At 68.4% G+C, this 25,953-nt stretch carries 18 protein-coding genes and 2 pseudogenes; 11 read left to right on the top strand and 9 right to left on the bottom strand.

Annotated features, from left to right (window positions below; all coding sequences use genetic code 11):
• Window positions 1-60: 60 nt before the first annotated feature.
• The 3 genes from O1Q96_RS17470 to O1Q96_RS17480 all read left to right on the top strand — a co-directional run bounded on the left by O1Q96_RS17470 (window position 61) and on the right by O1Q96_RS17480 (window position 3,241).
• Window positions 61-1,395 (top strand): hemolysin family protein, encoded by a 1,335-nt coding sequence (locus O1Q96_RS17470; protein WP_269249066.1) that lies wholly within the window; start codon window positions 61-63, stop codon window positions 1,393-1,395.
• A complete protein-coding gene (locus tag O1Q96_RS17475) occupies window positions 1,392-2,414 on the top strand; it encodes a hemolysin family protein (protein ID WP_269249067.1) in 1,023 nt (340 codons plus the stop codon). Before O1Q96_RS17470 ends, O1Q96_RS17475 begins: the two co-directional genes overlap by 4 nt.
• Before the next feature lie 596 nt (window positions 2,415-3,010).
• Window positions 3,011-3,241 (top strand): hypothetical protein, encoded by a 231-nt coding sequence (locus O1Q96_RS17480; protein WP_269253968.1) that lies wholly within the window; start codon window positions 3,011-3,013, stop codon window positions 3,239-3,241.
• Window positions 3,242-3,434: 193 nt separating this feature from the next.
• Here O1Q96_RS17480 and O1Q96_RS17485 read toward each other — a convergent pair whose 3' ends face one another.
• From O1Q96_RS17485 to O1Q96_RS17495, 3 genes are all read right to left on the bottom strand, one after another.
• Entirely contained in the window at window positions 3,435-4,964 is a 1,530-nt protein-coding gene (locus O1Q96_RS17485) for an alanine/glycine:cation symporter family protein (protein WP_269249068.1), read from the bottom strand.
• 1,050 nt (window positions 4,965-6,014) lie between these two features.
• A complete protein-coding gene (locus O1Q96_RS17490) occupies window positions 6,015-6,470 on the bottom strand; it encodes a hypothetical protein (RefSeq protein WP_269249069.1) in 456 nt (151 codons plus the stop codon).
• Between the two features lie 194 nt (window positions 6,471-6,664).
• Window positions 6,665-7,174, bottom strand: coding sequence for a hypothetical protein (locus O1Q96_RS17495; protein ID WP_269249070.1), 510 nt, complete (start codon window positions 7,172-7,174; stop codon window positions 6,665-6,667).
• A 90-nt stretch (window positions 7,175-7,264) separates the two neighbouring features.
• Here O1Q96_RS17495 and O1Q96_RS17500 point away from each other — a divergent pair, with 90 nt between their 5' ends.
• On the top strand, window positions 7,265-7,480 hold the full coding sequence (locus O1Q96_RS17500) for an e9imm peptide (protein ID WP_269253623.1): 216 nt from the start codon (window positions 7,265-7,267) through the stop codon (window positions 7,478-7,480).
• Window positions 7,481-7,487: 7 nt separating this feature from the next.
• On the opposite strand, the pseudogene O1Q96_RS17505 reads toward O1Q96_RS17500, so the two are convergent.
• Both O1Q96_RS17505 and O1Q96_RS17510 read right to left on the bottom strand, forming a co-directional pair.
• Window positions 7,488-7,718: pseudogene (locus O1Q96_RS17505) on the bottom strand (IS5/IS1182 family transposase); the annotation flags it as partial.
• Between the two features lie 269 nt (window positions 7,719-7,987).
• Entirely contained in the window at window positions 7,988-8,203 is a 216-nt protein-coding gene (locus tag O1Q96_RS17510; protein ID WP_269249071.1) for a DUF2180 family protein, read from the bottom strand.
• A gap of 463 nt (window positions 8,204-8,666) precedes the next feature.
• Between O1Q96_RS17510 and O1Q96_RS17515 the strand changes: the two genes are divergently transcribed.
• From O1Q96_RS17515 to O1Q96_RS17530, 4 genes and pseudogenes are all read left to right on the top strand, one after another.
• The gene (locus tag O1Q96_RS17515; protein WP_269249072.1) at window positions 8,667-10,505 is read left to right on the top strand and encodes a glycoside hydrolase family 15 protein; all 1,839 of its coding nucleotides are present in this window, start codon (window positions 8,667-8,669) and stop codon (window positions 10,503-10,505) included.
• A gap of 800 nt (window positions 10,506-11,305) precedes the next feature.
• Window positions 11,306-11,737: an NfeD family protein gene (locus O1Q96_RS17520; protein ID WP_269249073.1), complete on the top strand. Its 432-nt coding sequence runs from the start codon at window positions 11,306-11,308 to the stop codon at window positions 11,735-11,737.
• 4 nt (window positions 11,738-11,741) lie between these two features.
• The gene (locus tag O1Q96_RS17525; RefSeq protein WP_269249074.1) at window positions 11,742-12,779 is read left to right on the top strand and encodes an SPFH domain-containing protein; all 1,038 of its coding nucleotides are present in this window, start codon (window positions 11,742-11,744) and stop codon (window positions 12,777-12,779) included.
• Between the two features lie 194 nt (window positions 12,780-12,973).
• Window positions 12,974-13,125, top strand: a pseudogene (locus O1Q96_RS17530) (SulP family inorganic anion transporter); the annotation flags it as partial.
• 205 nt (window positions 13,126-13,330) lie between these two features.
• Here O1Q96_RS17530 and O1Q96_RS17535 read toward each other — a convergent pair.
• The gene (locus O1Q96_RS17535; RefSeq protein WP_269249075.1) at window positions 13,331-13,852 is read right to left on the bottom strand and encodes a hypothetical protein; all 522 of its coding nucleotides are present in this window, start codon (window positions 13,850-13,852) and stop codon (window positions 13,331-13,333) included.
• Between the two features lie 833 nt (window positions 13,853-14,685).
• On the opposite strand from O1Q96_RS17535, the gene O1Q96_RS17540 reads away from it, so the two are divergent.
• From O1Q96_RS17540 to O1Q96_RS17550, 3 genes are all read left to right on the top strand, one after another.
• Window positions 14,686-15,774, top strand: a complete 1,089-nt coding sequence (locus O1Q96_RS17540; RefSeq protein ID WP_269249076.1) for a PP2C family protein-serine/threonine phosphatase — start codon at window positions 14,686-14,688, stop codon at window positions 15,772-15,774.
• Window positions 15,775-15,808: 34 nt separating this feature from the next.
• Window positions 15,809-16,345 carry a MarR family winged helix-turn-helix transcriptional regulator gene (locus O1Q96_RS17545; RefSeq protein WP_269249077.1) on the top strand — a complete coding sequence of 179 codons (537 nt, stop codon included), beginning with the start codon at window positions 15,809-15,811 and terminating at the stop codon, window positions 16,343-16,345.
• 242 nt (window positions 16,346-16,587) lie between these two features.
• Window positions 16,588-17,247 (top strand): hypothetical protein, encoded by a 660-nt coding sequence (locus tag O1Q96_RS17550; RefSeq protein ID WP_269249078.1) that lies wholly within the window; start codon window positions 16,588-16,590, stop codon window positions 17,245-17,247.
• Window positions 17,248-17,991: 744 nt separating this feature from the next.
• Here O1Q96_RS17550 and O1Q96_RS17555 read toward each other — a convergent pair.
• The 3 genes from O1Q96_RS17555 to O1Q96_RS17565 form a co-directional block, all read right to left on the bottom strand.
• Window positions 17,992-18,573: an Rv1733c family protein gene (locus tag O1Q96_RS17555; RefSeq protein WP_269249079.1), complete on the bottom strand. Its 582-nt coding sequence runs from the start codon at window positions 18,571-18,573 to the stop codon at window positions 17,992-17,994.
• A 210-nt stretch (window positions 18,574-18,783) separates the two neighbouring features.
• Window positions 18,784-23,709, bottom strand: coding sequence for a DNA repair ATPase (locus O1Q96_RS17560; protein ID WP_269249080.1), 4,926 nt, complete (start codon window positions 23,707-23,709; stop codon window positions 18,784-18,786).
• Between the two features lie 105 nt (window positions 23,710-23,814).
• Window positions 23,815-25,860, bottom strand: coding sequence for a flotillin family protein (locus O1Q96_RS17565; RefSeq protein WP_269249081.1), 2,046 nt, complete (start codon window positions 25,858-25,860; stop codon window positions 23,815-23,817).
• Window positions 25,861-25,953: the final 93 nt, after the last annotated feature.

Consider the following 25,953-nt stretch of genomic DNA (forward strand, 5'->3'; position numbering starts at 1 on the left):
CAGTACCAGCCGTGCCATGACCCGCCCGCCGTATGCGCGTGAGGAAGCGGGGGTGGCACGGTGACCGAGATCCTGCTGCTCCTGCTCGCCCTGCTCCTCACGCTGGCCTGCGCGGTGTTCGTCGCGGCCGAGTTCTCCCTGACCACCGTCGAGCGCGGTGATCTGGAGCGGGCCGCCGAGGCGGGCGAGCGGGGCGCCGACGGCGCCCTGAAGGCAGTGCGGCGGCTGACGGTCCAGCTGTCCGGCGCTCAGCTCGGTATCACCGTCACCTCGCTGGTGATCGGAATGCTCGCCGAGCCGTCCCTGGCCGTGCTGCTGCGCGGCCCGCTTCAGGCGGCCGGTCTTGGCGGCGCAGCCTCGACCGTGGCGACCGTGCTGGGCGTGGTGGTCTCCACCGTCGCCCTGATGGTGGTCGGTGAGCTGGTGCCGAAGAACTGGGCGATCTCCCGTCCGCTGGCCGTCGCCAAGGTGGTGGCCGGCCCGCAGCGCGGTTTCACGGCGGCGTTCGGCCCGTTCATCCGGCACCTCAACAACACCGCGAACCGTTTCGTGCGCCGCTTCGGTCTGGAGCCCGCCGAGGAGCTGGCGTCCGCACGCGGCCCGGAGGAGCTGGTCGCGCTGGCCCGGCACTCGGCCGCCCAGGGTGCGCTGGAGGCGGACTCCGCCGAGCTGTTCGTCCGCACGCTGCACCTGGGAGACCTGACCGCGGAGAACGTGATGACGCCGCGGGTGGACGTGAAGGCGCTGGAGACGCATGCCACGGCCGCCGACGCGGCCAACCTCACGCACGCGACGGGGCTGTCCCGTTTCCCGGTCTACCGCGACAGCCTGGACGAGGTCGTCGGCACGGTCCACATCCGCGACGTACTGGCCCTGGAGCCCGGCAAGCGGGCCGTCACGCCGGTCACCGAGCTGGCGACGGCTCCCCTGCTGGTGCCCGACAGCCTGCCCGCCGACCGCCTGCTGGAGCGGATGCGGGCGAGTCGCACGATGGCCGTCGTCATCGACGAGTACGGCGGCACGGCGGGCGTGGCGACGGTGGAGGACATCGTCGAGGAGGTGGTGGGGCAGGTGCGGGACGAGCACGACCCGATCGAGGCGCCCGATCTGCTGCCCGCCCCCGTGGGCGAGGACGGCCGGGCCGCGTGGGAGGCGGACGGCAGTGTGCGGATCGACGAGCTCGCCAAGATAGGTCTCCGGGCGCCGGACGGACCGTACGAGACGGTCGCCGGCATGGTCGCCACCCGCCTCGCCCGGATCCCGGCCAAGGGCGACGTGCTCGACCTGGACGGCTGGCGTCTCGACGTCCTCGACGTGGAGCACCACCGCGCGGACCGCGTCCGCATCACAGAACCGGTGAAGGTTCCACAGCAGGTCCTGGAGGAGTCCCGATGACCACTCTGCAACTGGCCATTGGCGCACTGACGCTGCTGACCAACGCGTTCTTCGTCGGCGCGGAGTTCGCCCTGATCTCCGTACGGCGCGGCCAGATCGAACCGCACGCCCAGGAGGGCAACAAGCGGGCCCAGATGACCGTGTGGGGCCTGGAGCACATCTCCGCGATGATGGCGACCGCCCAGCTCGGTATCACCGTCTCCTCGCTGGTCCTCGGCGCGGTCGCGGAACCGGCCATCGCACACCTGCTGGAGCCCGCCTTCGAGGCGGCGCACATCCCGCACGCCCTGGTGCACCCGATCGCCTTCGTGATCGCGCTCACCGTGGCGACGTACCTGCACATGCTGGTCGGCGAGATGGTCCCGAAGAACATCGCGCTCGCCGCGCCCGCGCAGACCGCGCTGGTTCTGGGACCGCCGCTGGTCGCCCTCACCCGCGCCCTCAAGCCGGTCATCTTCGGCATCAACGCCTTCGCCAACACCCTGCTGAAGCTCTTGAAGGTCCAACCGAAGGACGAGGTCGAATCGGTCTTCACCGACGACCAGCTCGCCCGCATGGTGCTCGACTCCAGCCAGGCCGGACTGCTCTCACCGGCCGACGGCGAGCGGCTGCGCGACGCGCTGGAACTGGGCACCCGCCCGGTCGGCGAGATCCTCGTCCCGGCCCAGCAGATGCACACCGTCGAGCACACGGTCACTCCGGCCGAACTGGAGCGGGCGGCCGCCCGGGCCGGGTACTCCCGCTTCCCCGTCACCGGCCCGGACAAGGCGCTGCTCGGCTACCTCCACATCAAGGACACCCTCGGTGTCACCGACCGTGACGAGCCCTTCCCGCGCACGGCCCTGCACCCCGTCACCAAGGTCCGCATCGACACACCGCTGGACGACACCCTCACCGCACTGCGGGCCGACGGCAGCCACCTGGCCGCGGTCACCGGCGAGACGGGCACCGTGCTCGGCTTCGTCACCATGGAGGACGTCCTGACCGAACTGGTCGGCCCGACACCGGCCGCCGTGTGACCGCCGGGCCGTCCCGTGCGCGCCCCCGCACAGGACGGCCCGGTCTACGCAGTCCCGTATCCAGCAGGGTTGTACGGGGGTTAAGCCGTGTGGCTAGGGTGCTGGGGACGCTTTGCGCTGACGCAGGACCCGCATTTGTCGTAAGGCGCGAGATCACGGGCTCGGGTTGCCCCGGGAGGGCCCGTGAATGGCGTCACGCGCTCGGCCGACCGAGCCCCGGCCCGGGAACAGCAGGCACAACTGCCGCCCCCACGCACGAGACCCCCTGCGAGCGACACCGCCGCCGCGGTGGCGGTGAAGCCGGTCAAGCAGCGCGACGCGTTCTTCGACAACGCCAAATACCTGGCCATCGTGCTGGTGGCGATGGGCCATGCCTGGGCGCCGCCGGGCGGCGACCGCGCTGTACATCACCGTGTACACCAGTACGTGTGCTGGACGGTGCCGGACGCCAGGTCGACTCGACTATCAGGTCTGCCATCCCTGACAGGCCGCCCGCTTCGAGTTGGCCTGGTTGAAGACGGTACGGATGGTGCCGCCGGCGCCGTAGGCGTGCAGCAGCAGGTATCGGATTCTCATGATGTCGTCCGCGCGTCGCCGTGCTGCGTTTCCGCCTGGCACTCGACGGACAGGTTGTTCGCTACCCGGCCCCGGTCGCCGGCGGCCGCTTCGACGCGTCCTTCCCGGTCAGCGACCTGCTCCTCGACGACGCGCCCGCGCCCTCGGCATCCCCGATGGCGCAATCCCCGGGATCTCGGTCGTTCTGGCGATCGTGCCGCAATCCGGGCGCGGTTTTGCAGGGTTTTGTCCTGGCGGATGATGCGGTCTGAACCAAGCAGTAATTAAAAGGGGAGCGTGTAGCGCCTCGGGCAGGGTGGCGGTGGGAGATGGACGCGCAGCCCGTACCGAAGAGCGGTACGGGCTGCCTGCGTGCTGGTCCGGGAATCGAGCGAGGCCGCTGAGGTTTCCCGGACCTGCACCGATCCGCACAGGCGATCATGTTGAGCGTGCAGGGCAGAGGAGTCAGGCGGTCGTGACGCCCCTCTTGTCCCCGGGGTCGGCGGAGTTCCGGACGCTCCGGCTCCGGACGAAGTCCGTGAAGGAGGCGAGCTCCCGCTTGACGACGGGGGCCAGCAGGTAGAGGCCGATGATGTTGAACACCGACAGCAGGAAGAGGGCCGAGTCGGCCAGGCTGATCAGCGAGTCGAGGGAGAGCAGGGAGCCCAGGATGACGAACACGCTCCAGATGGTCTTGAAGATGATCTCGCTGGTCCTGCTCTTGCCGAAGAGGTACGTCCAGGCCTTGAGGCCGTAGTAACCCCAGGTCAGGATCGTGGAGAAGGCGAAGAGCAGCACGGCGACAGTCAGCACGTCCGGGAACCAGGGCAGCACCGTCCCGAACGCGTCGGAGGTGATGGTCACTCCGCCGATGCTTTCGCCCGCACGGGCCTCGGCCCAGCTGGCCGGGTTGGCGATGATGATGGTCAGCGCGGTCATGGTGCAGATGACGACTGTGTCGATAAACGGCTCCAGCAGGGCGACCAGACCCTCGCTCGCCGGGTGCTTGGTCTTGACCGCGGAGTGGGCGATCGGGGCTGAGCCCAGACCGGCCTCGTTGGAGAAGGCGGCACGCTGGAAGCCGACGATCAGGGCACCGATCACACCCCCCGTGACGCCGTCGGCCTCGAACGCGCCCTTGAAGATGGCCTGGATCGCGTCGGGCACCGCGGTGACGTTCGTCAGGATGACGACCAGACAGGCCACGATGTACATACCGGCCATCGCCGGGACCAGCCGGCTGGTGACCGAAGCGATGGAGCGGATGCCGCCGAGCAGCACGAGGCCGACCAGTGCGGCGACTACCAGACCGAAGAGGACGGCACCGGCGGAGGAGGCCATGAAGCCGTCCTCGCCGCCGACGGTCGAGGCGATCTGCGCGTAACTCTGGTTGGCCTGGAGCAGGTTGCCGCCGAACAAGCCGAAGAAGAGGATCATGATGGAGGCGAGGACGGCGAGCACCTTGCCGAGCTTGGCGCCGCCGTTGCCGAAGCGCTCGGCGAGACCCTTGGGCAGGTAGTGCATCGGACCGCCGGACACGGTGCCGTCCGCGTGGTGTTCGCGGTACTTCACGCCGAGGGTGACCTCGACGAACTTGGTTGCCATGCCGAGCAGGCCGCACAGGATCATCCAGAAGGTGGCCCCGGGGCCGCCGATGGAGACGGCGACGGCGACGCCGGCGATGTTGCCGAGGCCGACGGTGCCGGAGACGGCGGCGGTCAGCGCCTGGAAGTGGTTGACCTCGCCGGGCGAATCCTCTTCGTCGTATTTGCCGCGCACCACCTTGGTGGCGAGCGCGAACTTGCGTATCTGGACGAGTCCGAACCAGGTGGTGAAGATCAGGCCCGCGACGACGAGCCAGGCGACGATGAGCGGGAGTTCGGTGTCACCGACAGGGACGGCGTAGAAGACGACCTCGCTGACTCTCTTAGCTACTGGTTCGAAGAAATCGCTGACGGCGTCGTCGATGGTTTGCGTGATGGAGTCGAGTGACATCTGACTACCTCAGGGCGCGGGGACGTGCTGGCGAACTACAGCGGAGCGGGCGTCGTGCGCACCGGCAGTGACCGGCGCCTCAACCACGGCAGGGGTGCCGCCGTGACGGAGTTGGGAAGTCTTACCACATTCTTTACCGATCCTTTAGTGACTCAGGTCACGCAGTCCCGCTTCTGGGGTGCAATCGCCTGCGGTGGTGACTGGATCGTTATCCGGATTTGAGAGTCCCATGAGCGAACGCGCTCGGAAATCCAGCGAACAAGTCAGGACACAATTGCCTGGACGGTCATGACATCGGGCCTCAATCAACGTCTCTTGCAGTCGTCGAGCTGCGGATAGGCCATGACCATCAGGATCCGCTCGGATGGTGTCTCGCCGAGTGGTGTAGGCGGTAGGGGGTGCGAACGCGCGGGTATCCGCCCGGGGCGTGCACCCGCTGTCGTTGAATGCTGGACTTGGGTCAAGATCCGGGGAAACTTCACCCGGGGCTTCGCCCTCTACCTCGCCAGCCGCGACAGCTACCAGGACCACTTCCTGCCCACCGGACTCCCCTTCGGCTCCCCATGAGAAGCCCTCGACTGCGCCTGCGACCTCTACCGCGGCATCCTGACCAGCGGCCCCGCCACGAATCGTCCACGCAGGGGCGCCTACAAAGGCGACCGCCGGACGGCCCAGTCAGTCAGCTCATCATCCGACCACAGGTGCCCACTCCCGGATGCCTGCCACTTCTACACCTTGCGTCCGGCATTTTGATGAGCACCGCTCCACCTTCGCGGGCGGATTCGCTTCCTCGGCTGCGCGGGGTCGTCCGCCATCCCCGGCGGGCGCACCTGACTTGGTGGCCACGGCGAGAACGGTGCCTGGAGGTGGGCCTGGGAGGCGGCCGCCGACTGCCTTCGCTGGGGCGAGTTAGCGTCTGTCTGGTGCATCCCGTTTCGTGAAGATTTCGCTAGCGCATGGATCCGGCCAATCTTTTGAGCGTCCGTCGCCGTCCCCGTGATCGTGAACGGCCTTGAAGGGCTGTCGGACTCCGCATCTGGGACCTTGAGGTCAAGACTCGGTGGTGTCCACGATGAAGCGGCGACTGAGACTGATCTCGTTCCAGAGCAGGCCCAGGTCGGTGGTCACCGTCACTTCGTACTCCCCGTCCCGCAACGCCCCCAAATCGACAACCCGGTGGTTTCCGACCCACAGGGTGGGAACGATCTCGCCGTTCAGCCTGGCCTCGACGTTGCGCAGCGCCTCGCTGTGCAGCTCCTGGTCGTCGCTGCTACCGACCGTTTCTACAGTGTCCACCGTTAGCGTGGCCTCGGAGAGCGCGGCGGCGTTCAGCACGCCGTTGCTGGGGATGCCGCGTATCCGGAGCTCCGGCTGGTTCACTGCATTGGACACTGCAATGCCGCCGATCGTCAGAGCGGTGGCGACAGTGGCAACCAGGAGTGCGATGAGCATCCTGCGCAGGGACTGGGCTCGCACAGGGTCCGATGTCTTCAGGGCCAGCCGCATCGACACGTCCTTCGAGGAGTTGCTGCTTTGGGTCGTTGGTTCCGCCTCTTCGTCCCGCCGTGGCCTTTGCTTCAGCCTCCTGCACCGGCTTGAGGACGGACGGGCCTGAGGACACGGACTCGGACTCGCGGATTTCCGGCGACGCTGATGGTGCCACCTCAATCGTCACGGAATCCAGTTCGCTCTCGCACGCGTCACGGTCTCGTAAGCGAATTCGGCAGGCCGAGGGCCTGGGTGTCGGAGGTAGGTGGGACGGCGTAGCCGAGGCAGTCGCAGTACTCATAACAGCGGGAGTCTTCGGGCGCCGCGGGCGGCACGCTTTGGTGGACGCCGCGCGCATGGCCGCAGCCCGTGCGGGCGCAGGGTGGGTAGTGCTGGTTGTCGTGGCGGTAGGCGGAGAGGCCGACCTGGTGGATCGTCTTGCCGGTGCCGAGGGTGGGTTCGGTGTCGGCGTAGCAGCCGCCCCAGCCGCGGTCGTGGGTGAAGGCGAAGGTGCCGGCGAAGCCGAGGGCGCCGCAGAGTCCGCAGCGGTACTGAGGGCAGCCGTGCTTGTCGGACTGGATGGGTTCGCCGGTGCAGCAGTCGATCTTTAGGGATTCGCGGTAGGCGGCGTCGCGGGTGGCTCGGGTGGTGCGTTCTGCTTCGCGGGCGGAGTTGCGGTTGAGGGCGGCTTGCATTTCGCCGAAGAGGTCCAGCTGTGTCATGGCAGTTCTCTGTGCATCTAGGACCTGTCCGGGCGATCACAGGTCCCATTACGGTGGCTGTGGTGGAAGGGCCTGGTGAGTGCAGTGGAGATGAGCCGCGCGGAGGCAGCCGCGCTCGTGCAGCGCGTCATGGATGCGGGCTGCGCCTCCGACGACAAGGTGGCCGGCTGGCTGGACAGGCTCGACAGGGCCCTGGCATGCCCGTCGGGCCACGTCAGTGACTTGATCTTCTGGCCGCCGGAGCGGGACCTTTCGGCTGATGAGGTAGTCGAGCAGGCCCTGGCGTATCGGCCGATCGTTCTGTGACTGGGACTCAGGTGCGAAGCCAGATGAGCAGGGCTGCGGTGGTTGCGGTGCCGAGGAAGACGTAGCCGCGCTTGTCATAACGGGTGGCGACGGCCCGGGACTGCTTCAGCCTGTTGATCGCTCGTTCCACGGTGTTGCGCTTCTTGTACCGCTCTTCGTCGCAGCCGGTTGGCCGCCCACCTCGCGAACCTTTGCGCAGTCGGGCGGCCTGGCTGTCGGTCGTCTCCGGGATCGTGTGCGCTCAGCTGGAACAGCGCTAACTATGATCTACGGGGCAGCGGGATGCTGACGACCGCGACGGTGCCTGTCCAATTTCATCTCCGGCTGCGGCGATGACGGCGGTCGTACCGCGAGCGGGAAAGGGCAGCTCGACAGATTCATCCAAAGACTACGCCGGGAAACTCAAGTGAACAGCTGCGATGCCCGGATGGATCGCGTATGAGTGGATCAACCCGTCGGCCCGCTGTCCTGGCTGCTGTTGCCTGTCTCTTGGTCTGCCTCCGCATGCTAGGTCAGAGAACGGTCGTGTTCGGCCTTGGAACATCTGCCGCAGAGCAGGCGACGGGCACGTGTGGGATGCACTTGCTGGCCCATGCCCTGGATCTGCTGTATCTGCTTGGTCTCTTCCGTGGTGTGCTCGCGACAGAGGGCAGCGCCGCACACCACGCAGCCGCCGCTCGCCACGGTCGTGCGGCCCAGCTCAAGGCAGTCGTAGCAGTGCATTTTCGCCCCTTCTCGCTCTCCGCTTGACCTATCCTGCCTGGCGAGTTCCACGAACAGGGGCCGGGAAACTGGCTCATGTTCTCGGCAGCCGAGCGCCGTCCGTGCAGGTGTGGACAGGCCGGACGGACGTGGAGACCTGGAACGGCAGGCCAGTCGGACCGAGGGGACGGCGAGCTGTACCGGAGGCTGCGTGCTGCGGCACCAGCACTCGGACCCGGTCCGCAACCGGTAGCCGGAATCCGCGGCGGGTCTCCGGCTTCTACGCGTGGAACCCCGTGTCGTTCGGCTTGCGTCACCGTGCCCGGAACGGTGGCGCTGCGACCCCGTGCGGTACCCGTCCGCCCAAGACCCCGTGTATGAGGGAAGTGGCTGTGGGCACTCGGGTGGCGCTCATCTGTTTCCGGTGCTGTCGTTGCGGTGGATTTCGGCGCCGAGGGGTTCTGAAGCGACTGGGAGTGTGCCCATGGCCGCAGCCATCGAGGACTACGCCCTGCTGGGCGATCTGCAGACCGCGGCCCTGGTGGGCCGCGATGGCTCCATTGATTGGCTCTGTCTGCCGAGGTTCGACTCACCGGCGTGTTTCGCCGCACTGCTGCACAACAAGGACGCCGGACGGTGGCTGTTGGCTCCCGCCTCCGGCGGCCCGGTCACCCGCCGCCGATATCGCGACGACACCCTGATTCTGGAAAGCGAGTGGCACACCGCCGACGGCGACGTGAGGGTGGTGGACTGCATGCCCCTGCGCGGTGACGCTGCGGACGTGGTGCGTCTTGTCGAGGGACTGTCCGGCCGGGTGGACATGCGCATGGAGCTGGCACTGCGACTCGACTACGGCCAGACAGTGCCCTGGGTGCGCCGCGTAGGGCCTGACCTGAGCGCGGTCGCCGGACCCGACGCATTCTGGTTGCACACCCCTGTCGAACTGCGCGGGGAGGAGATGACCACCGTCGCTGAATTCACCGTGCATGCCGGGCAACGTGTGCCGTTCGTGTTGACCCACAAGCCCTCCCACCTGCCCCGCCCGGAGCCCGTGGACGTCGAGAAGGCCCTCGTGGACACCGAGAATTTCTGGACGTCATGGATGTCACGGTGCCGGTACGACGGCCCTTGGCAGCAGGAGGTACGTCGCTCCCTGCTTCTGCTCAAGGCTCTTACCTACGAGCCCACGGGCGGAGTCCTGGCCGCGGCCACCACCTCCCTACCCGAGCAGATCGGCGGTGTACGCAACTGGGACTACCGATACTGCTGGCTGCGTGATGCCGCGTTCACCCTGCAAGCGCTGCTCGGCACCGGCTATGTTGACGAGGCCGCAGCCTGGCGCGAGTGGCTGCTGCGCGCGGTCGCCGGTGACCCGGGGAAGCTGCAGATCATGTACGCGGTGGACGGCGCACGCCGACTACCCGAGCACACGCTCGGCTGGCTGTCCGGCTACGAGGGATCCGCCCCGGTACGCATCGGCAACGCCGCCGCCGGCCAACTCCAACTGGACGTCTGGGGATCAGTGCTCGACACACTGCACCTGGCCCGCGAAACCGGTCTCACCCCGCACGACACAGCCTGGGACCTGCAGCGTGCTCTGTTGGACCACCTCGAAGGCCGATGGACGGAGCCGGACAGTGGACTGTGGGAGGTACGCGGGCAGCAGCGCCATTTCGTCCACTCCAAAGTCATGGCCTGGGTCGCTGCCGACCGCGCCGTGGACACCGTGCGCCGTCACGGTCTGTCCGGACCAGTGGCCCGCTGGCGAGATCTACGCGACCGAATCCACGCCGAGGTGTGCGCCGAGGGCTACAACGCCGAGCGCAACACCTTCACTCAGTTCTACGGCTCCCGCGGGCTGGACGCCGCCCTGCTGCTTCTGCCCAGGGTCGGCTTCCTGCCCTGGCGGGACCCTCGGATACGGGGAACAGTGGAGGCCGTGCGACGGGAGCTGTGCGAAGACGGCCTTCTTCTGCGATATCAGCCCGGCGCCGACGGTGGCGTCGATGCCCTGCCGGGAACCGAAGGCGCTTTCCTGGCCTGTACATTTTGGCTCGCCGACGCACTCCACGGCACCGGCCGTCCAGACGAGGCGCGCGCCCTCTTTGAGCAACTACTATCCCTGCGTAACGACGTCGGCCTCCTCAGCGAGGAATACGACCCCAGGGCCCGTCGCCAGTTGGGGAACACGCCCCAGGCATTCAGCCTGGTCGGACTGGTCAACACCGCCCGTTTCCTGAGCGGCGTACCTACGGAGACCGCAGGACACAACAAAAGGCAGACCCCGGCCCTGCACTCCGGACCACACCGCCGCCAACCCTGAATCCCGGCTGTGTTACGGAACCGGCCGGTACGCATTGACATGGTTCGCCCGACGACCGCTGGTGTGAGGACTCTGCGCTCGCGCAGGGGCGGTGCTCTTCCGAATGGCGACACAATCACCGCCACCCGAGGGGCGTCCCGGGCGCGGACCTGCTGTGCTCCTTCGTTTCGTACGCCAACTGTCCCGTGGGTATTACGCAGCTGGTGCGGGGAACCACTCCCGACACATCGACAACGACGTAGGCAGAAATCCTGGGATTGCACCTGTTCGATCGAACGCGGTGCTGTGGCAGGCCCGCTGATGGGAGGTGTCACGGTCGGCATCGGTCAGTGGGTGAGACATACGGTGTGGCCGGAGACACGGACTCTGTGGCAGCCGACCGGGTCCTCCGGCGTGGCGCCGTGGTCACAGTAAGGCCGAGCAGGAGCACTTGGGACGGCTCGGGGCTCGGGTGCGGCATACCCGAATGACGATCGTCCTTCGGCCGGAGGGTTGCCGACCTTGCGTCGTGGCCGCGACACTGAAGTCTCCGCTGCGGCACTGAAATGGGACCCGCTAAAATCTCCGTGTGTCCGGCATCGTGGTTCTGGACCGTCCAGGTTGGTAGGCCTGGAATGGAAGCGCAGGCAAGATCAGTGCGTCCGCAAGGAGTAATCTCCTCCCCATCGGGTAAAGTAACTGCAAAGAACTGAAGTGTTTGTTTGAGCTGCGTTTTCGTTGCACTTCGTTCGTGCGGCAGGGCGGGGTCCAACGGCGCGAGTGACGCCTTCTCTACCCGCACAGGTCAGGTGAGGCACGTAATGGATCTATGGCTGATCTGGTTGATCATCGCTGCGGTGTTGGCCGTGGCGGAGATTTTCACCCTCACCGCTGCGCTGGGAATGCTGAGTGCGGCGGCGTTGGTTACGGCAGGCTTTGCTGCGGTCGGGCTGCCGCTGCCCTTGCAGCTCCTGGTGTTCACCATCGTTGCCACAGTGACGGTGCTGTTCGTGCGTCCCGTCGCGCTGCGCCACGTACTTCAGCCGCAAGTGGCGCGATTCGGCATCGATGCGCTGGTCGGAAAGGCTGCCTATGTCGTCGCGGAGGTAACGGGTCGAGACGGCAGAGTCCGGATCGACGGCGAGGAGTGGACGGCTCGCGCCTACGACGAGACGCTGGTGATACCTCAGGGAACGACTGTCGATGTCATGGAGATCAGTGGCACCACCGCGATCGTCTACCCCCGGGACTGAAACCATGGAAACCTCGGCGTTTCTCATTGCCGGCCTGATCATCGCTCTCATCGCGGTTTTCACTGTGGTGCGTACGGTACGCATCGTGCCCCAGGCGCGCGCCCGTAACGTTGAGCGGCTCGGTCGCTATCACCGGACGTTGAAACCCGGGCTCAGTCTCGTCATCCCCTACATTGACCGTGTTCATCCGGTGATCGACCTGAGGGAACAGGTCGTCTCCTTCAAGCCGCAGCCGGTCATTACCGAAGACAATCTGGTCGTCGAGATCGATACCGTCCTGTACTTCCAGGTCACCGACCCGCGAGCGGCTTTCTACGAGATCGCGAACTTCCTTCAGGCGGTCGAGCAACTCACCGTCACCACCCTGCGCAACGTCGTGGGATCCATGGACCTGGAAAAGACCCTCACCTCACGGGACACCATCAACAGTCAGCTGCGCGGTGTGCTGGACGAGGCCACCGGCAAGTGGGGGCTGAGGGTCAACCGGGTGGAGATCAAGGCCATCGACCCTCCGCAGTCCATCAAGGACGCGATGCAGAAGCAGATGCGAGCCGAGCGGGACAAGCGGGCCGCGATTCTCGGGGCCGAGGGGCAGCGCCAGTCGCAGATCCTCACCGCCGAAGGCGACAAGCAGGCTGCTGTCCTGCGCGCGGAGGGTAACCGGACCGCTGCGATCCTCCAGGCCGAAGGCCAGTCCCGGGCCATCGACGAGGTGTTCCAGGCCGTGCATCGCAACGACCCGGATCCCAAGCTGCTCGCCTACCAGTACCTCCAGACGCTGCCCCAGCTCGCGCAAGGTACGGGCAATAATTTCTGGGTGATCCCCAGCGAGATCACCTCCGCGCTCCAGGGCGTGTCCAGGGCCTTCACCGAGGTGCTGCCGCAGTCGCCGGCCACCCGCGAGAAGCCCTCGGACGATATGGCTGCCGAGGCCGCCAACGACAAGGCTCAGGCCGCGGAAGCCGCCGCCGCCGCCCTCGCCGACGCAGCCAAGGCCGAGGGCGTCACCCCCGATTCCCTCCCGTCACACCCACCTCGCTGACGGCAGGCAGTGTCTCTGCCAACGCGACTCGCGCACCGGAACCCTTGGAGCGAGATGATCATCTGGCAATCGCCTTCGGGGTACTTGCTGATCCGGATCAAGGAGCTCCTGAAGGCGCCACCCTGAGGGCCTTCAGGCCAGCCGGTCTTCTGCACCAGCGGGTGTCGATCCGTTCCCGCTCGACGTTCCACTGCTCCATCGTGATCCTCACGGTCATCACCGTCGGCGCGGCCATCGCGGTGCCGACCGTGGGCGACAAGGGCGTTCTGTAGTCGTCCCTGCCTTGCCCGGCCTGCCCGACGTTCCGTTCACCCTCGACACCCTGACCACGATCGCCCCGTACGCGGCACGGCCCTATTCCGTCAGAGGTTCTCGTTCAGTGCGCGGGCTGACGCTGCACTGTGATGAATGGCGACCTCACCATCTCGGCGAGGGCGCGGACTCCAGTCCGCCGGTCTTTTACCCGGTCCTGCGGACTGCCCATCAGCAGGACGTTCCGGGGCCGTCGTGGTGCCGTCCTCCGGGCGGGAGCCTCAGCCAGCAAGGGCCGCCTACGAAGATGGCCCCGCAGAGACGGATTCGCGCGGGAAGTGAGATGAGGTGGACAGCTCGCCGGGCGCCTCCTCCAGCCGTTGCACGGTGGTGTCGTCCGGGGTGTCACGCGGAAGGCCCCCGCCGGTGGACAGCAGCGACCAGGCCCCGAGGGCCAGGGCGATCGCGGCCGCTGTGGCAGCCACGCGGCCGACGCGCCGGAGCCTGGCTCGGCCGTCCAGGTCCCTCCAGGCCGGTTCGGGCCACGGGTCCTCCGGCTGCCACAGGTTGCCAACCGCAGGCGTCCCGCGCTCCACCGGTTCGCTGTAAGGACGACGCGCCCGTCGATCGGTTCTTCCGGCGTCAAGAGGCCGGGGGTGCAGTCCTTGGGCCCGTTCCAGCGCGGAGGGCTCCCTGAGAGCCGACTCGCGGATGGCGGGCTCACTGTCTTCGAGGAACTTCAACCAGACCTCCTCGGGCCGGGACGGCACGCCGTCCGGCCCTTCGGGCTGCCCGTCGCCGCCCCGCCCTTGGACGTTCACGGTCCCCACTCCCTCCGCGTTGACGCTCTATAGACGGCACCGGCTTCGCCCCGTGAAGTGCTGCGCGGCTCCGTGACCTGTAGAGCTTCATTGATCCTGGTGTCGCGGAACTGTGGGAGGCGAGCCCACCGACGGCCGGAATGCCGGCTCGTGCCGCATAATTTGCCGCTGTACCTCCTGGGCGCCGAACGGCAACCGGCCGTCGGCTCGCCCCCAGCTCGATCATTGCACAGTGCAAAATGAGATCGCCAGTCATTCCGGTCTGTTTTCCCGTGAACTTCGCTCCACCGCTTCAGGTGACGGGGTGCGTCCCGAGCGGCGGCTGGGTGGATGTCGTGGCCCCGGAGGGTCGCAGCCTTGCGAGAGCTGGCCACAGCCGAAAAATCCGCCTGCCTCGCTCGCTCCGGAGGCGACTCTGGTTCCGCATGCTCACCCCCGAGAGGCTGAGAACTGCTGCAGGGCTCGCAGCGCCCCTGGGCCTGGACGACGCCGGTGCCACTGATCAGCAGTTGGCGCGGCTGGCGTAGCGCAGCAGGAGCAGCGGTCTCCCGAAGGGCGGCCCCGGTCCTGAGCGAAAGACAGGATCGGCGGCCGCGGCCAGGTGCCGTCATCCGTGGGGGACTTGGGGAGGGCTGCAAGATGCGGTGTCTCCGGGTGTCATCGCCGCTTGCCACAGGCCAGGAATGTCGGCTATTGGTCTCGATTGGGGAAAGGTCCGAGGTTGAAAGCCATCACAGGCGAGCAATCTTTGCATAGCCTAAAGGTAGGAGGGGGTCGCCTGCGGAGGTGTAGGGGGCGGCTCTCGAAGCGCTGCGACACCGCTGGAGTGCGTCATGACCGACCGGAAGCCGTCATCGAACTGGACGGTACTGTCCTGCATGCCGGCCGCGGTGATGGCGGTGGTGGCGGGTGTGGACGTGGTCGCCGGGCCCGGAGTGGGACTGTTGCCGCTGGTGTCGCTCGGACCGGCCTTCTCGGGGCTGATCGGAGGATGGCGCCGCACAGCAGGGACTGGTGTGGTGGCGCTGCTGCTGTGTGTGGGGCTCGGCTTCTACAACGGGCAGTTCGACGAGAGCAGAGGCTTCGCGGCCCTCGGGTCGGTGGCGGGTGTGACCGGCGTGGGGATCGCTGCGGCCGTGATGCGTTCGCGCCGGGAGGCGGAGCTGGCCAGCGTGCGGACGATCGCCGAGGTAGCCCAGCGGGTGCTGTTGCGGCCGGTGCCGTTGACCGCGGGTCCGCTGCAGGCGGCGGTGTCGTACACCTCGGCGGTCGCGGAGGCGCGTATCGGCGGGGATCTGTACGAGGTGGTGGCCTCGCCGCACGGTATCCGGGTGATCGTGGGTGATGTGCAGGGCAAGGGCTTGGCCGCGGTGGAGATGGCCGCCGTGGTGCTCGGCGCGTTCCGGGAGGCGGCGCACGACGAGCCGGACCTGGTCGGGCTCGGCGAGCGCCTGGAGCGGAGCGTGGCCCGGGAGCTGGATGGTGAGAAGTTCGTCACCGCGATCCTCGCCGAGATCGGCGTACGCCATGAGGTCGTCTTGCTCAACTACGGTCATCCGGCACCGATGGTTGTACGCCGGGACGGCACCGTCGACTTCCCGCAGCCGTCTGCCCACGCCCTTCCGCTGGGGCTGGGCGCACATGGTGGCGAGGACCCGAAGCCCTATCGGGTGGGCTTTGCTCCTGGTGAGCAGCTCCTGCTGTACACCGACGGCGTCACAGAGGCTCGCGGGGATGACGACCGCTTCTATCCCGTCGGGGAACGCGCGCACCTGCTGAAGGACCCCGACGTGCACCGTGCCCTGGAGGCACTGCGCGCAGACCTGGCCCAGCACGCCGACGGCCCGCCCCACGACGACGCTGTGATGCTCCTGCTCCGGTATCACGGTCATGAGGAAGGAAAATCTACCCCCATCCCGTGAGCGGGCAGCGACGTCGGCACGGTAGAAAGGACACATGGCAGAGCGCGAGACCCCCGTGGGGGCCATGGACGATGTTCGCACGGTGAGCCGTGCGGTGCTGACCGCAACCCGGCTGCTCGTAGCGGTTTCCGCGCGCTCTCTCGCCGCGGTTGAGGAGGGTGTGACGCTGCCGCAGTTCCGGATGCTGGTGGTGCTGGCCACGCGCGGCGCCACCAAGCTGGTCACGCTGGCCGACCTGCTTCAGGTGGCGCCGTCCACCGCGATGCGGATGGTCGACCGGCTGATCGCGGCCGGGCTCGCCGACCGGCAGACCAACCCAGCCAACCGTCGTGAGACCCTGCTGCAGCTGACGGACGAGGGGCGGCGCACGGTCGAGGACGTCACCGCCCGGCGCCACGCCGAGATCGCCGACATTGTGGAACGGCTGACCCCGACTCAGCGCCTGGCACTCGTCGAGGCCCTTGCCGCCTTCAACGAGGCTGGGGGAGAGCCACCCGCGATGACGCTGGAAGACGTGGAGCCGTACCCGCTGGGCTGGGCGGTGGATCTCCCAGTGGCCCGCGACGCCTGACCTGCCCGCTGCGCCCTCAACGGTGGCCGGTCTTCTCCGCCTCCGGCGCGTTTTGCATAATGCAAGGCAGTGGTGCGCGCGGCCGACCTGGCCGCCTGCCCTCCGGCGATGGGTCGCACGCGCATGCCCGGCCGGGGCCGGTACGGCTCGTCTGCCTGCCACACCAGGACGGCGGGGCGTGGAGAGGGGAGAGGCGCATGCGCCGACGACATCGCCCTCCGCCCGTACCGGAGCCGCAGTTGATGGCGCATTTGCGAAGCACGGTGTGGGGGCCGGCCGAGTTCGTCGGCCTGCCGCCGAGGTGGCTGGCCGTGGAGGGGCTCCTGGCCGGGTGCGCGGGAGCGGGAGCGATCGTCGGCACCTCGGTCGCCGGCGCCTGGTACGGCGTGCCTGGGCTGGTGGACGGTGAGGGCGGAATGGTGTGTGCCGCCGCGCTCGCTCTCTACCTCTGGGTGGTGCGGGCCGGGCGGGCGCTGATCGGCATCGTCGCCGTGCTGGGGATCTGCCTCGCCCTTCAGGCGCCCCCGGCGGCCACCGGACTGGTGCTGGCGGAACGCGGTCGGGTGGAGTCCGTGGTGGTGACATGGGTGGAGGGTGGAGCGGGAACCGTCCCTGGCCGCAACCGCTATTTCTGTTCGGCGGCCGACCGTGACGGCGCACCGTTGAAGGTCCGCATCTGGCGCGGCTGCGGCCAGACCACTCGGCCCGGAGACACTCTCGCCGTCGTGTACGACTCGAAGGGACGGGTGCTCCCACGTGGCGTGGAGGCCGGAGCATCCGGCCCGGGCCCTCTTCATGGTCTGGGCGGCTGGGTTGCCGCGCTCGTCGTCGGATGCATGGTCGCGGTCGTGCGCTCTCACCGGCTCGGGGCGTCCGGCCAGGACGGAGTCGGCGGCCCGTGATCATCCGGCCGATGGGGTGGGTGCCGGGAGGCCATGCAGCCGTAGAAGTTCGGCAGGTCCGGGCGCGGCTTGAGGGCGACGAACGGGCTGAACTGCCGTGCCACGGTCACCCGGGCTACCGCTACGGCGCCGGGACCCGGCAGGCGATTCTCCTGCTTGAGACAGGCCGTCTGGGCCGCCCTGCTCTGCCGCGTCTGTCCAGCCCTTGGTGTCGCCGAGAGCAGTGAGATGCCGCAGACTCCGGTATAGGGCCCGTATCGACGTGGGCTGCGGAGAAGGTGACCACCATGCTTGAGGTCCCGCTCTGGTTGCGCCGCACCCCGGCAAGAGCTTCGCCCTGCGGATACTCCGTAGAGTCGTCCCGGTCCGGGACGTGCTCCCGGGCTCGGCGGGCGATCTGCCGCTCCGTTGCCCCGACCTCGCGGTGACCCACACAACCGATGGCGATGACCGGCCGCCGAGCCTGGTCTGGGAACCGCACCCCGGATACGTTCTGCACCCCGAGGGCCGGATCGTGCCGGCCGCGACCCGTCAAGGTCCGCCGAGCTTCTCGGTTGCCGCCCCCGCCCCCGCCCGGCCGCACCGTAGGCGGCGTCACAATTTCGCCGGGTTCCGGCAGGAAGCCAGGAGGCGGGAACGGCAGGAAACCCGCATCGGCCGCCGATCACAACGGTTTCCAGTACGACGCCACTGCTGTACCTGCAGCCCGGGCTTCCTCCGTGCCAACCCCCGTTTCCGTTCGGATCAGCCCGTCCTCCGCCCCCACTGGGTGTCGATCCGCTCCCACTCTGCGGCCCACTGCGCCATACGCCATCGGTCCAGCCCCAGGCGGGCACCCCAGGTGAAGCCCAGCACCACCCCGCCCGTGCCGGCCGCGGCCAGCAGGCCTCCGAAGGCCGTGTGGAGCTGCTCTTCGCCGCTGGTCGGGGGCTTGGCGGTGGGGTTGCCGCTCCTGTCGATCCACACGTTGACCCGGGTTCCGGCCGGTGTGGCGGGCGGCACCCTGGCCTCGTCCGTACGCATCGATCCGTCCGGTGCGGTCCAGTGGACGCTGGCCCACACCCGCTGGTCGCTCATCGCTCGGGCCGGCACTTTGTCCTCCGCGTCTTCGGCGAGGACGGCCGAGACTGTGCGGCGCTCTGCCCGCTGCCGGTCGGCGGCCCTTTCGACCGCGTTCGCCGCCCCCAGACCCGCGATGAGACCGCTCATCAGGGCGAGGATCCACCCGGCGAGCACGACCCAGGCTTCGATGACGTCGCTGCGCCGCCTGAGCGGATTGCGCCGCCACCGCCACGAGCGCATGGTGGTCTGCCGTGACGCTGCCATCGGCCGACACCCCCTTGTGAGCACGACAGCCTCCTTCCAGTGTCCTACGAGGAGGGACGAACGACCTCAGCCGATCATTGCTTCTGGCCATGTCCACGGCCGGTGCTTCCTGCTCCTGGGCCCGGCGGGCTGTGGTACCACGTGTCCGATGGCGATACCAGGAATTGGGCGATGGTCGGGGAAGCAGTGTCGGGGTGGGCGCGGATCACCTCAGCGGTCCCCCGGGCCAGGGGCCGGGCGTACGGCGTGGCGGACTGTGGGGGTGGCGATGAGGTGGCGGGGGTCGGTCGCGCGGGTGATGGCCGACTCGACGGCGGCGACGCGGTCGGCGAGCAGGCCGAGGGCGGCGACAGCCTTGGTGAGCGGGTCCTCTTCTGGGCCGCCGAGGGCCTGCGTGCGGACGTATCTGGTCTTCAACTCGGTCCAGCGTGCGGCCTGTTCGACGCGCAGGGCGCCGCGGAGCTCAGCCAGTTTGAGCAGGTTCGCCTCGGCTCCGGTGGTGAGGGTCTGGGCCTCGGCTGTGTAGTGGTCGTCGAGGACGGCGGCCAGTTCGGCGTCGTTCATGACGGGCTGGATGCGTTGGGCGATCTTGTTCATGTTGCGGTAGGAGCCCTGGAGCTGGAAGGGCGGTTCCGTGCGGGTGGTACCGCTCTGGGCGGCGGAGGCGATGTAGGCCGCGTTCACGGCGAGGACTGTCTCGCGGGCGGTGAGCAGGTGGTGCAGGACGGCGAGAACTTGCTCCAGTTCGGCACGGGTGTAGGGGTGAGTGAGCTGGTCGGCACGGGCTGTGGGGTCGCCCTCGGCCAGCCGGGTCAGCAGGTCGAGGTCGGCGCGGTCGCGGCCCGCGAGGGGGGCCAGGACCGTGTTCGCGGTGAGGGCGTTCTCGATGAAGCTGACTGCGAAGGCGTCCTGTTTGCCGGTCAGGACATCACCGAGGTTCCAGATGTCGGCTCGGTTGGCGAGCATGTCCGGGACGTGGAAGCGACTGCCGGACTCGGTGTAGGGGTTTCCGGCCATGCAGACCGCGAAGCGCTTGCCTCGCAGGTCGTAGGTGCGGGGCTCGCCGTCTCTTACGCCCTCGATGCGGCGGGTGGCGTCGCACAGCGGGATGAACTTCTGCAGCAGTTCGGGGGAGGTGTGCTGGATGTCGTCGAGATGGAGGAGGGTGTTGTTGCCCGTCTCCAGCGCGAAGTTGATCTTTTCGATCTCCTGGCGGGCCGTGGCGTTCGGGGCCTCGGCCGGGTCGAGCGAGGTGACCGCGTGACCGAGGGCGGGGCCGTTGACCTTGACCAGGACGAGCCCGAGGCGGTCGGCGACGTACTCCATGAGGGTCGTCTTGCCGTATCCGGGCGGTGAGATGAGCAGGAGCAGGCCGCCGGTGTCGGTGCGTTTGGTGTCGCCGGTGGTGCCGAGTTGTTTGGCGAGGTTGTCGCCGATGAGCGGGAGGTAGACCTCATCGATGAGGCGGTTGCGGACGAACGCGGACATCACGCGGGGGCGGTATTCGTCCAGCCGCAACCGCGTCCGCTCTGCGCCGACCAGGGCTGTGCGCTGCCGCAGGTAGGCGCGGTGGCCGGGGACGTCGCGGGTGCGGAAGTCCGCGGTGCGAGTGAGGAGTTCGTCGATGCGGACGGTGAGTGTGCCGCCGGTGATGCGGGGGTGGGAGCCGAGCAGCCTCTCGACTGTCTCGGTCAGCGGCGCCCCGGATTCGTAGCGCGTCAGATCCGGGCAGAGTTCGGCGGCCACGGCTTCGGCGAGGTCGCCCGGGCTCAGGTCCGTACCGGTGGCGGCGGTGTACGAGGACAGCCACGCCTCGATCAGCTGGCGGCGTGCGGACAGGTCATCGAGCACGACGAGGTCCTTGTCGTAGGCCGAAGTGCCCACCGTGTGCCGGAACTTGTCCAGCAGGGTGCGCGCGGCCGAGCTGATGACGAAGCCCTCGGGGCCGGCCGTGAGTTCCTCGAAGAGGTACGCGGCGGCGTGGGCCCCGTTCTCCGCCGGGCCTATCGCGGCCGCCAGCTCCGCCTGGAGTTCCGCGATCGCTGGGGCGAGCCCGAACGTGTCGCGGGCACGCGCGAGGGACATGGCGCGGCGTGCCCAGGCCGCGCGCTCGTCCAAGGTCGTGCCATGTGTCCAAAAGAGTTGGGCGGTGGCCCGGGCCGCGGGTGCGTGGCGCAGCGGACCCGCTGCCTCGTGCAGGCGCAGCAGCGCGGTGAGGATCGCGGTCGCGTCGTGGTCGTGCACTCCGCGTTCGTAGCCCTCGTCGTACGCGGCTTCCGCGGCCTGTCGTACGAGGGTGGCGAGGTCGCCGGTCTCGGTCAGCGTGGCCGGTCCGTGTTCGTCCAGCAGGCGGGCTGCGAGGTGTTCGGCCCGGTAGACCTCCGGTGACTCGGAGGGCAGCGGCCGGTCCCAGAAGGGGCGGGTGGTGGCGAACTCGGGGTCGGTCACCGGCGAGCGGTAGTCCGTGCCGGTGAGTGCGAAGGCGAGGCCGTCGCCGTGCGGGACCAGGGTGAGGTCGAGTGGCTGGGTGTTGACGGCGAAGCGGTGGCGGCCCAGGCGGAGGGTGCGGCCGCCGTCGGCGTACAGGTCGGTGCGGTCCCGCAGCGTGCGGGCCGCCTCCTGGCGGGCGGCCTTCAAGCGGCCCGCCAGCTCCTCGGCCCGTACCTGGTCGCCGAGGTCGCGCAACTCGTCCGCTGTCCGCGCGACCTTGGCGACCATCGGGTCCGAGGCGAAGTACGTGGCTACCGCGTCCGTGTCGGAGAGCGCGGCGGCACGGCGGGTGACCGTCTCGAGGACCCGGTGCGCCGAGTCGGCGAGGCGTTCGGCGCGGCGGGCACGGGCGTCTGCGAGGGTCTGCTTTCGGGTGGAGAACGTCTCGTGGATCTCGTCGCGCTTGTCCGCCAGCTCGCCCAGGAAGTCGTCGAACTCGGCGAACCGGGATTCAAGGGTCTCGACCTGCACCAGCATGCGGGAGAGTTGCTCGTCGCACGTCTGCGGACTGTCGGCGGCCGTGAGCGCGCTGGTGACCATCTGTCCCAGAAGTGCGAACTCGGCTGTGAACTCTGCCCTCGCCTCGTGGTCCAGGAGTGCGCGGCGGCGACCGTCGAGGACGGCGCGGGTGCGGTTGACATTGCCGAGGACTTCGGCAGTGCGCCCCAGGATGGACGTGCGGACGGTGGCGTCACTGATGTTGAGCCCGGCCACGACATCGGTGACCGTGCGCAGCTGGTCGGCAAGATCGTCGAGGCGATCCGTGACGGGTGCGGCTTCGGTGACGGTGGCGATCGACTCGGCGTCGGCGACGAGTTGTTCGATGCCGGCGCAGAGGTCGGCGAAGGCATCCTCTCGGGCGAGGTGGGCGACTGCCCGCTGCCCGAACGCGGCGAGCTCGGCCTCGGCGTCTGCTGCCAGTTGGTCGATGCGGGCGTTGTCCGCGTACCGCATCTCCTTCAGGGTCAGCAGGTGCCCTTGTGCGTGACGGAGTTCGGTCAGGCCCGACACCCAGGCGGGGGCGTTGCGCGGGACCTCGCCACGCAGCCGGCGCACCACCGCCGCGACGCGGGCGGCCGCCTCGCCGAGCGTCTCGGTGGCCTGCTGGGTGAGTGCCTGGACGGTCTCGAATTCGGCCAGCACCTGCTCGGCCGTCGCCCGTACTTGCTCCAACGGGCTCAGCAGGTCACCGAGCTCGGTGTCGCCCAGCCAGTGGTAGGAGTCCGTTGCCCGGACGCAGGCGGCCGTCAGCGCCTCGTACACCTCGCTCGACGGGGTGGTCTCGGCGATGGCGCGGGTGATGGACAGGCATTCGGAGAGGCCGCGTACAAGATCGGCGTTGCCGACCCGGGCGAGCGGGCTGGTGCCGGTGGGCTGGGCGGCGGCGTGGGTGTCGGAGATGTACGGGGAACGCCATAGCTGGACCGGGTGGAAGCGCTGCGGCTCGGAGTCGAGTCCCGCGGGGTCCCTGCGTAGCGCCATGAGCGTGCCGTCGTCGAACAGGGCCCAGCCGCGGCAGGACAGTGGCGTCGCGACCTCCTTGCGGATCACGTTGTAGGGCAGCAGCAGGCTGTGGCCCTGCGCGCGTGCGTGGAACGCGAACAGCACGTCTTCGCCGTTGGGCGAGCGGATCACGCGCTCGAACTCCAGGCCGGTGGTGTCCGTGCCGTCGAAGGTCTTGTACGCGCCCGTGGCCAGGCAGTAGCCGCCGGGGAAGACGATGCCCTGCTCCTCGGGCAGGCGGTGGCAGGCCTGCCCGATGCCGTCGAGGCGTACGACGGTCTTGGTGAGGGTGTTGAACACCAGGTGGCGGTGGGCGTCCTCCTTGTAGGGGCGGATCCGCAGCAGGAAGAGGGCTCCCACACGTGCATGGGAGATGTCCGCGTCGGCGAGGGACTGCAAGGGTTCGCCGACCGGCTCGGCGTACATGCCCTCTCCGGTCTCGGTGTCGTCCTCGACCTTGACGGTGAGGGTGCCGCCGAGTGTCTCGACGAACACCTCGCCCTGGATGGAGACGTGCGGGTGGCGGCCGAGGACGTGGTCCTCGCGCGTCGCCGCGGTCCACTCGAAGTCGTGGGAGGGCGGGAAGACGTGGTCGCGCTCTCCGCGCGCGTCGAGGAAGGTCACCTGTCCGTCGGCGGACAGTGCCCAGCGCAGGACGCGGATGTCCTCGGCCTTCTCGCCGGTCTGGAAGACAGCCAGCACCTTGCCGTCGGTGAGGCGCAGCTGGAGGAGGCGGGCGTGGTGGTAATAGCGGTAAAGGGCGGCGAATTCCCGGACGAAGGCAGGGTCGTCGAGTAGACCGGGCACGGCGTCGTCGGCCAGCCGGTTCAGATCCCGGTCGTGCAGCGTGAAGACATCGCCCACAGCGGTCTCCGGCTTCAGACCGACGAAGATGTTGTGGCCGAAGAGCAGCGTGTTGCCGACGGAGACGATGTCGCGGGGCTCGCAGTTGTGCTCTGTCCGGAGCCGCTCGGTGCCGGTCAGTTCCAGCCGCGTCGAGCCGAACTCCTCGGTGCGGCGGGTGTTGAGCGTTTCGGCGCGCCGGGCGAGTTCGGCGGCCTGAGCGGCGAGGCGATCGCGCAGCACCTCGTAGGTCCCGGTGTCGAGTGCGTCGTACGTACCGGTGTCCAGGCCGGTTGCCATGGGTCAGCTTCCCTTCACCTTTGCGCGGTTGTGCGCGGGTCACGAGAGAGGGGGGCCGGAGCTGCCGTTCCCTGTGCGGCAGCTCCGGCCCCGGTCGACGGATGATCAGGCTTTGACGCCGCCGTTGAGTTCGGCGAGCGGCAGGTCGGCCAGGCCCAGTTCGCCCGCCCGGTCCATGAGCTGCTCCAGCCGGCCGGCGTTGACACCGTCCGCCTTCATCAGTTTCATCAGCAGGGCCGAGACGGTCAGGTTCTGCACGTCGGCCGGGGAGATTGAGCCGAGGACGCGGCTGATGTCGTCGGTGAAGCTGGACGTGCCGTCCAGCCAGGGCCCGGCAAGTGCCTGCGCGGTGTCGGAGTGCTGCATGAACCCATCGACGCTCTTGCCGAGCGCGATCGAGGAGACGAGGCGGTCAAGGAAGACGGACTCGCCGCCGACGATGTTGATGTCGGCGTTCTCCAGTCCGGTCGCCAGTACCGTGGCCTGCGCCTCGGCGACCTGCCGTTGCACTTCCAGGCCGGCGAGCCGGATGTCCTTCTCGGCCTCCAGGCGCAGCCGGTACTCCTCGTGGCCGCGGGAGGCGTCGTCGAGGGCGGCCATCGCGGCGGCCTTCTCGGTCAGCCCTGCCGCCTCGGCCTTCAGCTTGCCGCCGATGGCCTCGGCCTCGGCGTGCGCCTTGGCCCGGGCGCCCTCGGCCTCCGCCTTGAGGCGCGCCTGGGTGGCCTCCGCCTCTGCGAGGCCGGCCTTCTCGATGACCTCGGCCTCCTTGTCCCGCACCTGGACGGCCGCGAGACCTGTCGCCGCCGCCTCGGCCTGGATGCCCTCGGCGAGGCGCACCTTGGCTCGCGCGTCCAGGTCGGCGGCCTTCAACCCCGCCTCCGCCAGCGTGAGTTGCTCAGCAGCCCGGTGCGTGGCGGCCTGCTCGGCGGCCTCGGCCGCCTTGATGTCCTTGACCAGTTTCTCCTGCGCCTGGGCTTCAGCGGCGATGATCACTGTCTGCCGTCCGCGTTCGGCCTCCTCCACGGCACGCAGCTTCTTGATTGACTCCTCCTGCTCGGCGACCGTTCGGTCCACCGCGACGCGCTCCCGGACAACCTCGGCGATCTCCCGCTTCTCCGCCTCCACCTCCTTCTCGGCGGAAATCCGCGTCAGTTCCGTCTCCCGTTCTCTGGCGATGACCTCAAGGAGGCGGTCTTTCTCGATGCGCTCGTTTTCGATGGCGATGACCCGCTCACGGTTCTTCTGCGCGACGGCTACCTCACGGGCCTGGTTCTCACGCTGGATGCCCAGCTGCTCCTCGGTCTTGAGGAACGCGCCCTGCGCCCGCAGCCGCTCCTCCTCCACCACCCGCGCGGTCTCGGCCTCCTCGCGGGCCCGGACGGTGTCGATCTCCCGCTTCTGCTTGATCTCGGCGTCGGCCTGGCGGCGCTCCAGCTCGAGGATGGCCTCCCGGGCGTCCACGTTCTGCCGGGTGATCTCCTTCTCCTCGGTGCGCTGGAATTCGTTGGTGCGGACGTGCTCGATGGCCGTCAGCTCGGTGATCTTCCGGATGCCCTGGGCATCCAGGACATTGGCGGGGTCGAGCTGGGTCAGCGGCGTCTGCTCCAGGTAGTCGATCGCCGCGTCCTCCAGGTGGTAGCCGTTGAGGTCGACACCGATGACCTCGATGATCCGGTACCGCAGCTCCTCGCGCTTGGTGTACAGGTCGGTGAAGTCCAGCTGTTTGCCGACGGTCTTCAGCGCCTCGGAGAACTTCGCGTGGAACAGCTCCTGCAGCGTGTCCCGGTCACTGGCCCGGGCGGTGCCGACGGCCTGCGCGACCTTGATGACGTCCTCGACGGTCTTGTTGACCTTCACGAAGAACGAGATCCGGATGTCCGCGCGGATGTTGTCCTGGCAGATCAGCCCTTCCCGGCCGGCCCGCATGATCTCGATGGTCTTCACCGAGATGTCCATCACCTCGGCTTTGTGCAGCACCGGAAGGACGACCTGTCCGGTGAAGGTCACGTCGACCTTCCGCATCTTGGAGACGATCAGTGCCTTCCCCTGCTCCACCTTGCGGAACAGCCGGGAGAAGACGAACAGCATGACGAGGGCGAGGAGCAGGCAGACGGCGACGAGCGCGCCGACGCCTACGGTGATGGCGTCCATGGGTAACGTCCTTGCGGCATAAGGGAGTTGACGTGTGAACGAGAGAGGGCGGAGCGCGGCGGTGCGGCCGCCCAGCCCAGGTGGAGGTGAAGG

The sequence above is a fragment of the Streptomyces aurantiacus genome, from assembly GCF_027107535.1.
Classification (GTDB): Bacteria; Actinomycetota; Actinomycetes; order Streptomycetales; family Streptomycetaceae; genus Streptomyces.

Bases quoted from the DNA above. Each gene is read 5' to 3' on its own strand.
- O1Q96_RS17525 (WP_269249074.1), top strand. From the start codon at position 11,742: ATGGAAACCTCGGCGTTTCTCATTGCCGGCCTGATCATCGCTCTCATC.
- O1Q96_RS17475 (WP_269249067.1), top strand. From the start codon at position 1,392: ATGACCACTCTGCAACTGGCCATTGGCGCACTGACGCTGCTGACCAAC.
- O1Q96_RS17510 (WP_269249071.1), bottom strand. From the start codon at position 8,203: ATGCACTGCTACGACTGCCTTGAGCTGGGCCGCACGACCGTGGCGAGC.
- O1Q96_RS17490 (WP_269249069.1), bottom strand. From the start codon at position 6,470: ATGCGGCTGGCCCTGAAGACATCGGACCCTGTGCGAGCCCAGTCCCTG.
- O1Q96_RS17485 (WP_269249068.1), bottom strand. From the start codon at position 4,964: ATGTCACTCGACTCCATCACGCAAACCATCGACGACGCCGTCAGCGAT.
- O1Q96_RS17495 (WP_269249070.1), bottom strand. From the start codon at position 7,174: ATGACACAGCTGGACCTCTTCGGCGAAATGCAAGCCGCCCTCAACCGC.
- O1Q96_RS17520 (WP_269249073.1), top strand. From the start codon at position 11,306: ATGGATCTATGGCTGATCTGGTTGATCATCGCTGCGGTGTTGGCCGTG.
- O1Q96_RS17515 (WP_269249072.1), top strand. From the start codon at position 8,667: ATGGCCGCAGCCATCGAGGACTACGCCCTGCTGGGCGATCTGCAGACC.
- O1Q96_RS17555 (WP_269249079.1), bottom strand. From the start codon at position 18,573: ATGGCAGCGTCACGGCAGACCACCATGCGCTCGTGGCGGTGGCGGCGC.
- O1Q96_RS17550 (WP_269249078.1), top strand. From the start codon at position 16,588: ATGGCGCATTTGCGAAGCACGGTGTGGGGGCCGGCCGAGTTCGTCGGC.
- O1Q96_RS17500 (WP_269253623.1), top strand. From the start codon at position 7,265: ATGAGCCGCGCGGAGGCAGCCGCGCTCGTGCAGCGCGTCATGGATGCG.
- O1Q96_RS17540 (WP_269249076.1), top strand. From the start codon at position 14,686: ATGACCGACCGGAAGCCGTCATCGAACTGGACGGTACTGTCCTGCATG.
- O1Q96_RS17545 (WP_269249077.1), top strand. From the start codon at position 15,809: ATGGCAGAGCGCGAGACCCCCGTGGGGGCCATGGACGATGTTCGCACG.
- O1Q96_RS17565 (WP_269249081.1), bottom strand. From the start codon at position 25,860: ATGGACGCCATCACCGTAGGCGTCGGCGCGCTCGTCGCCGTCTGCCTG.
- O1Q96_RS17560 (WP_269249080.1), bottom strand. From the start codon at position 23,709: ATGGCAACCGGCCTGGACACCGGTACGTACGACGCACTCGACACCGGG.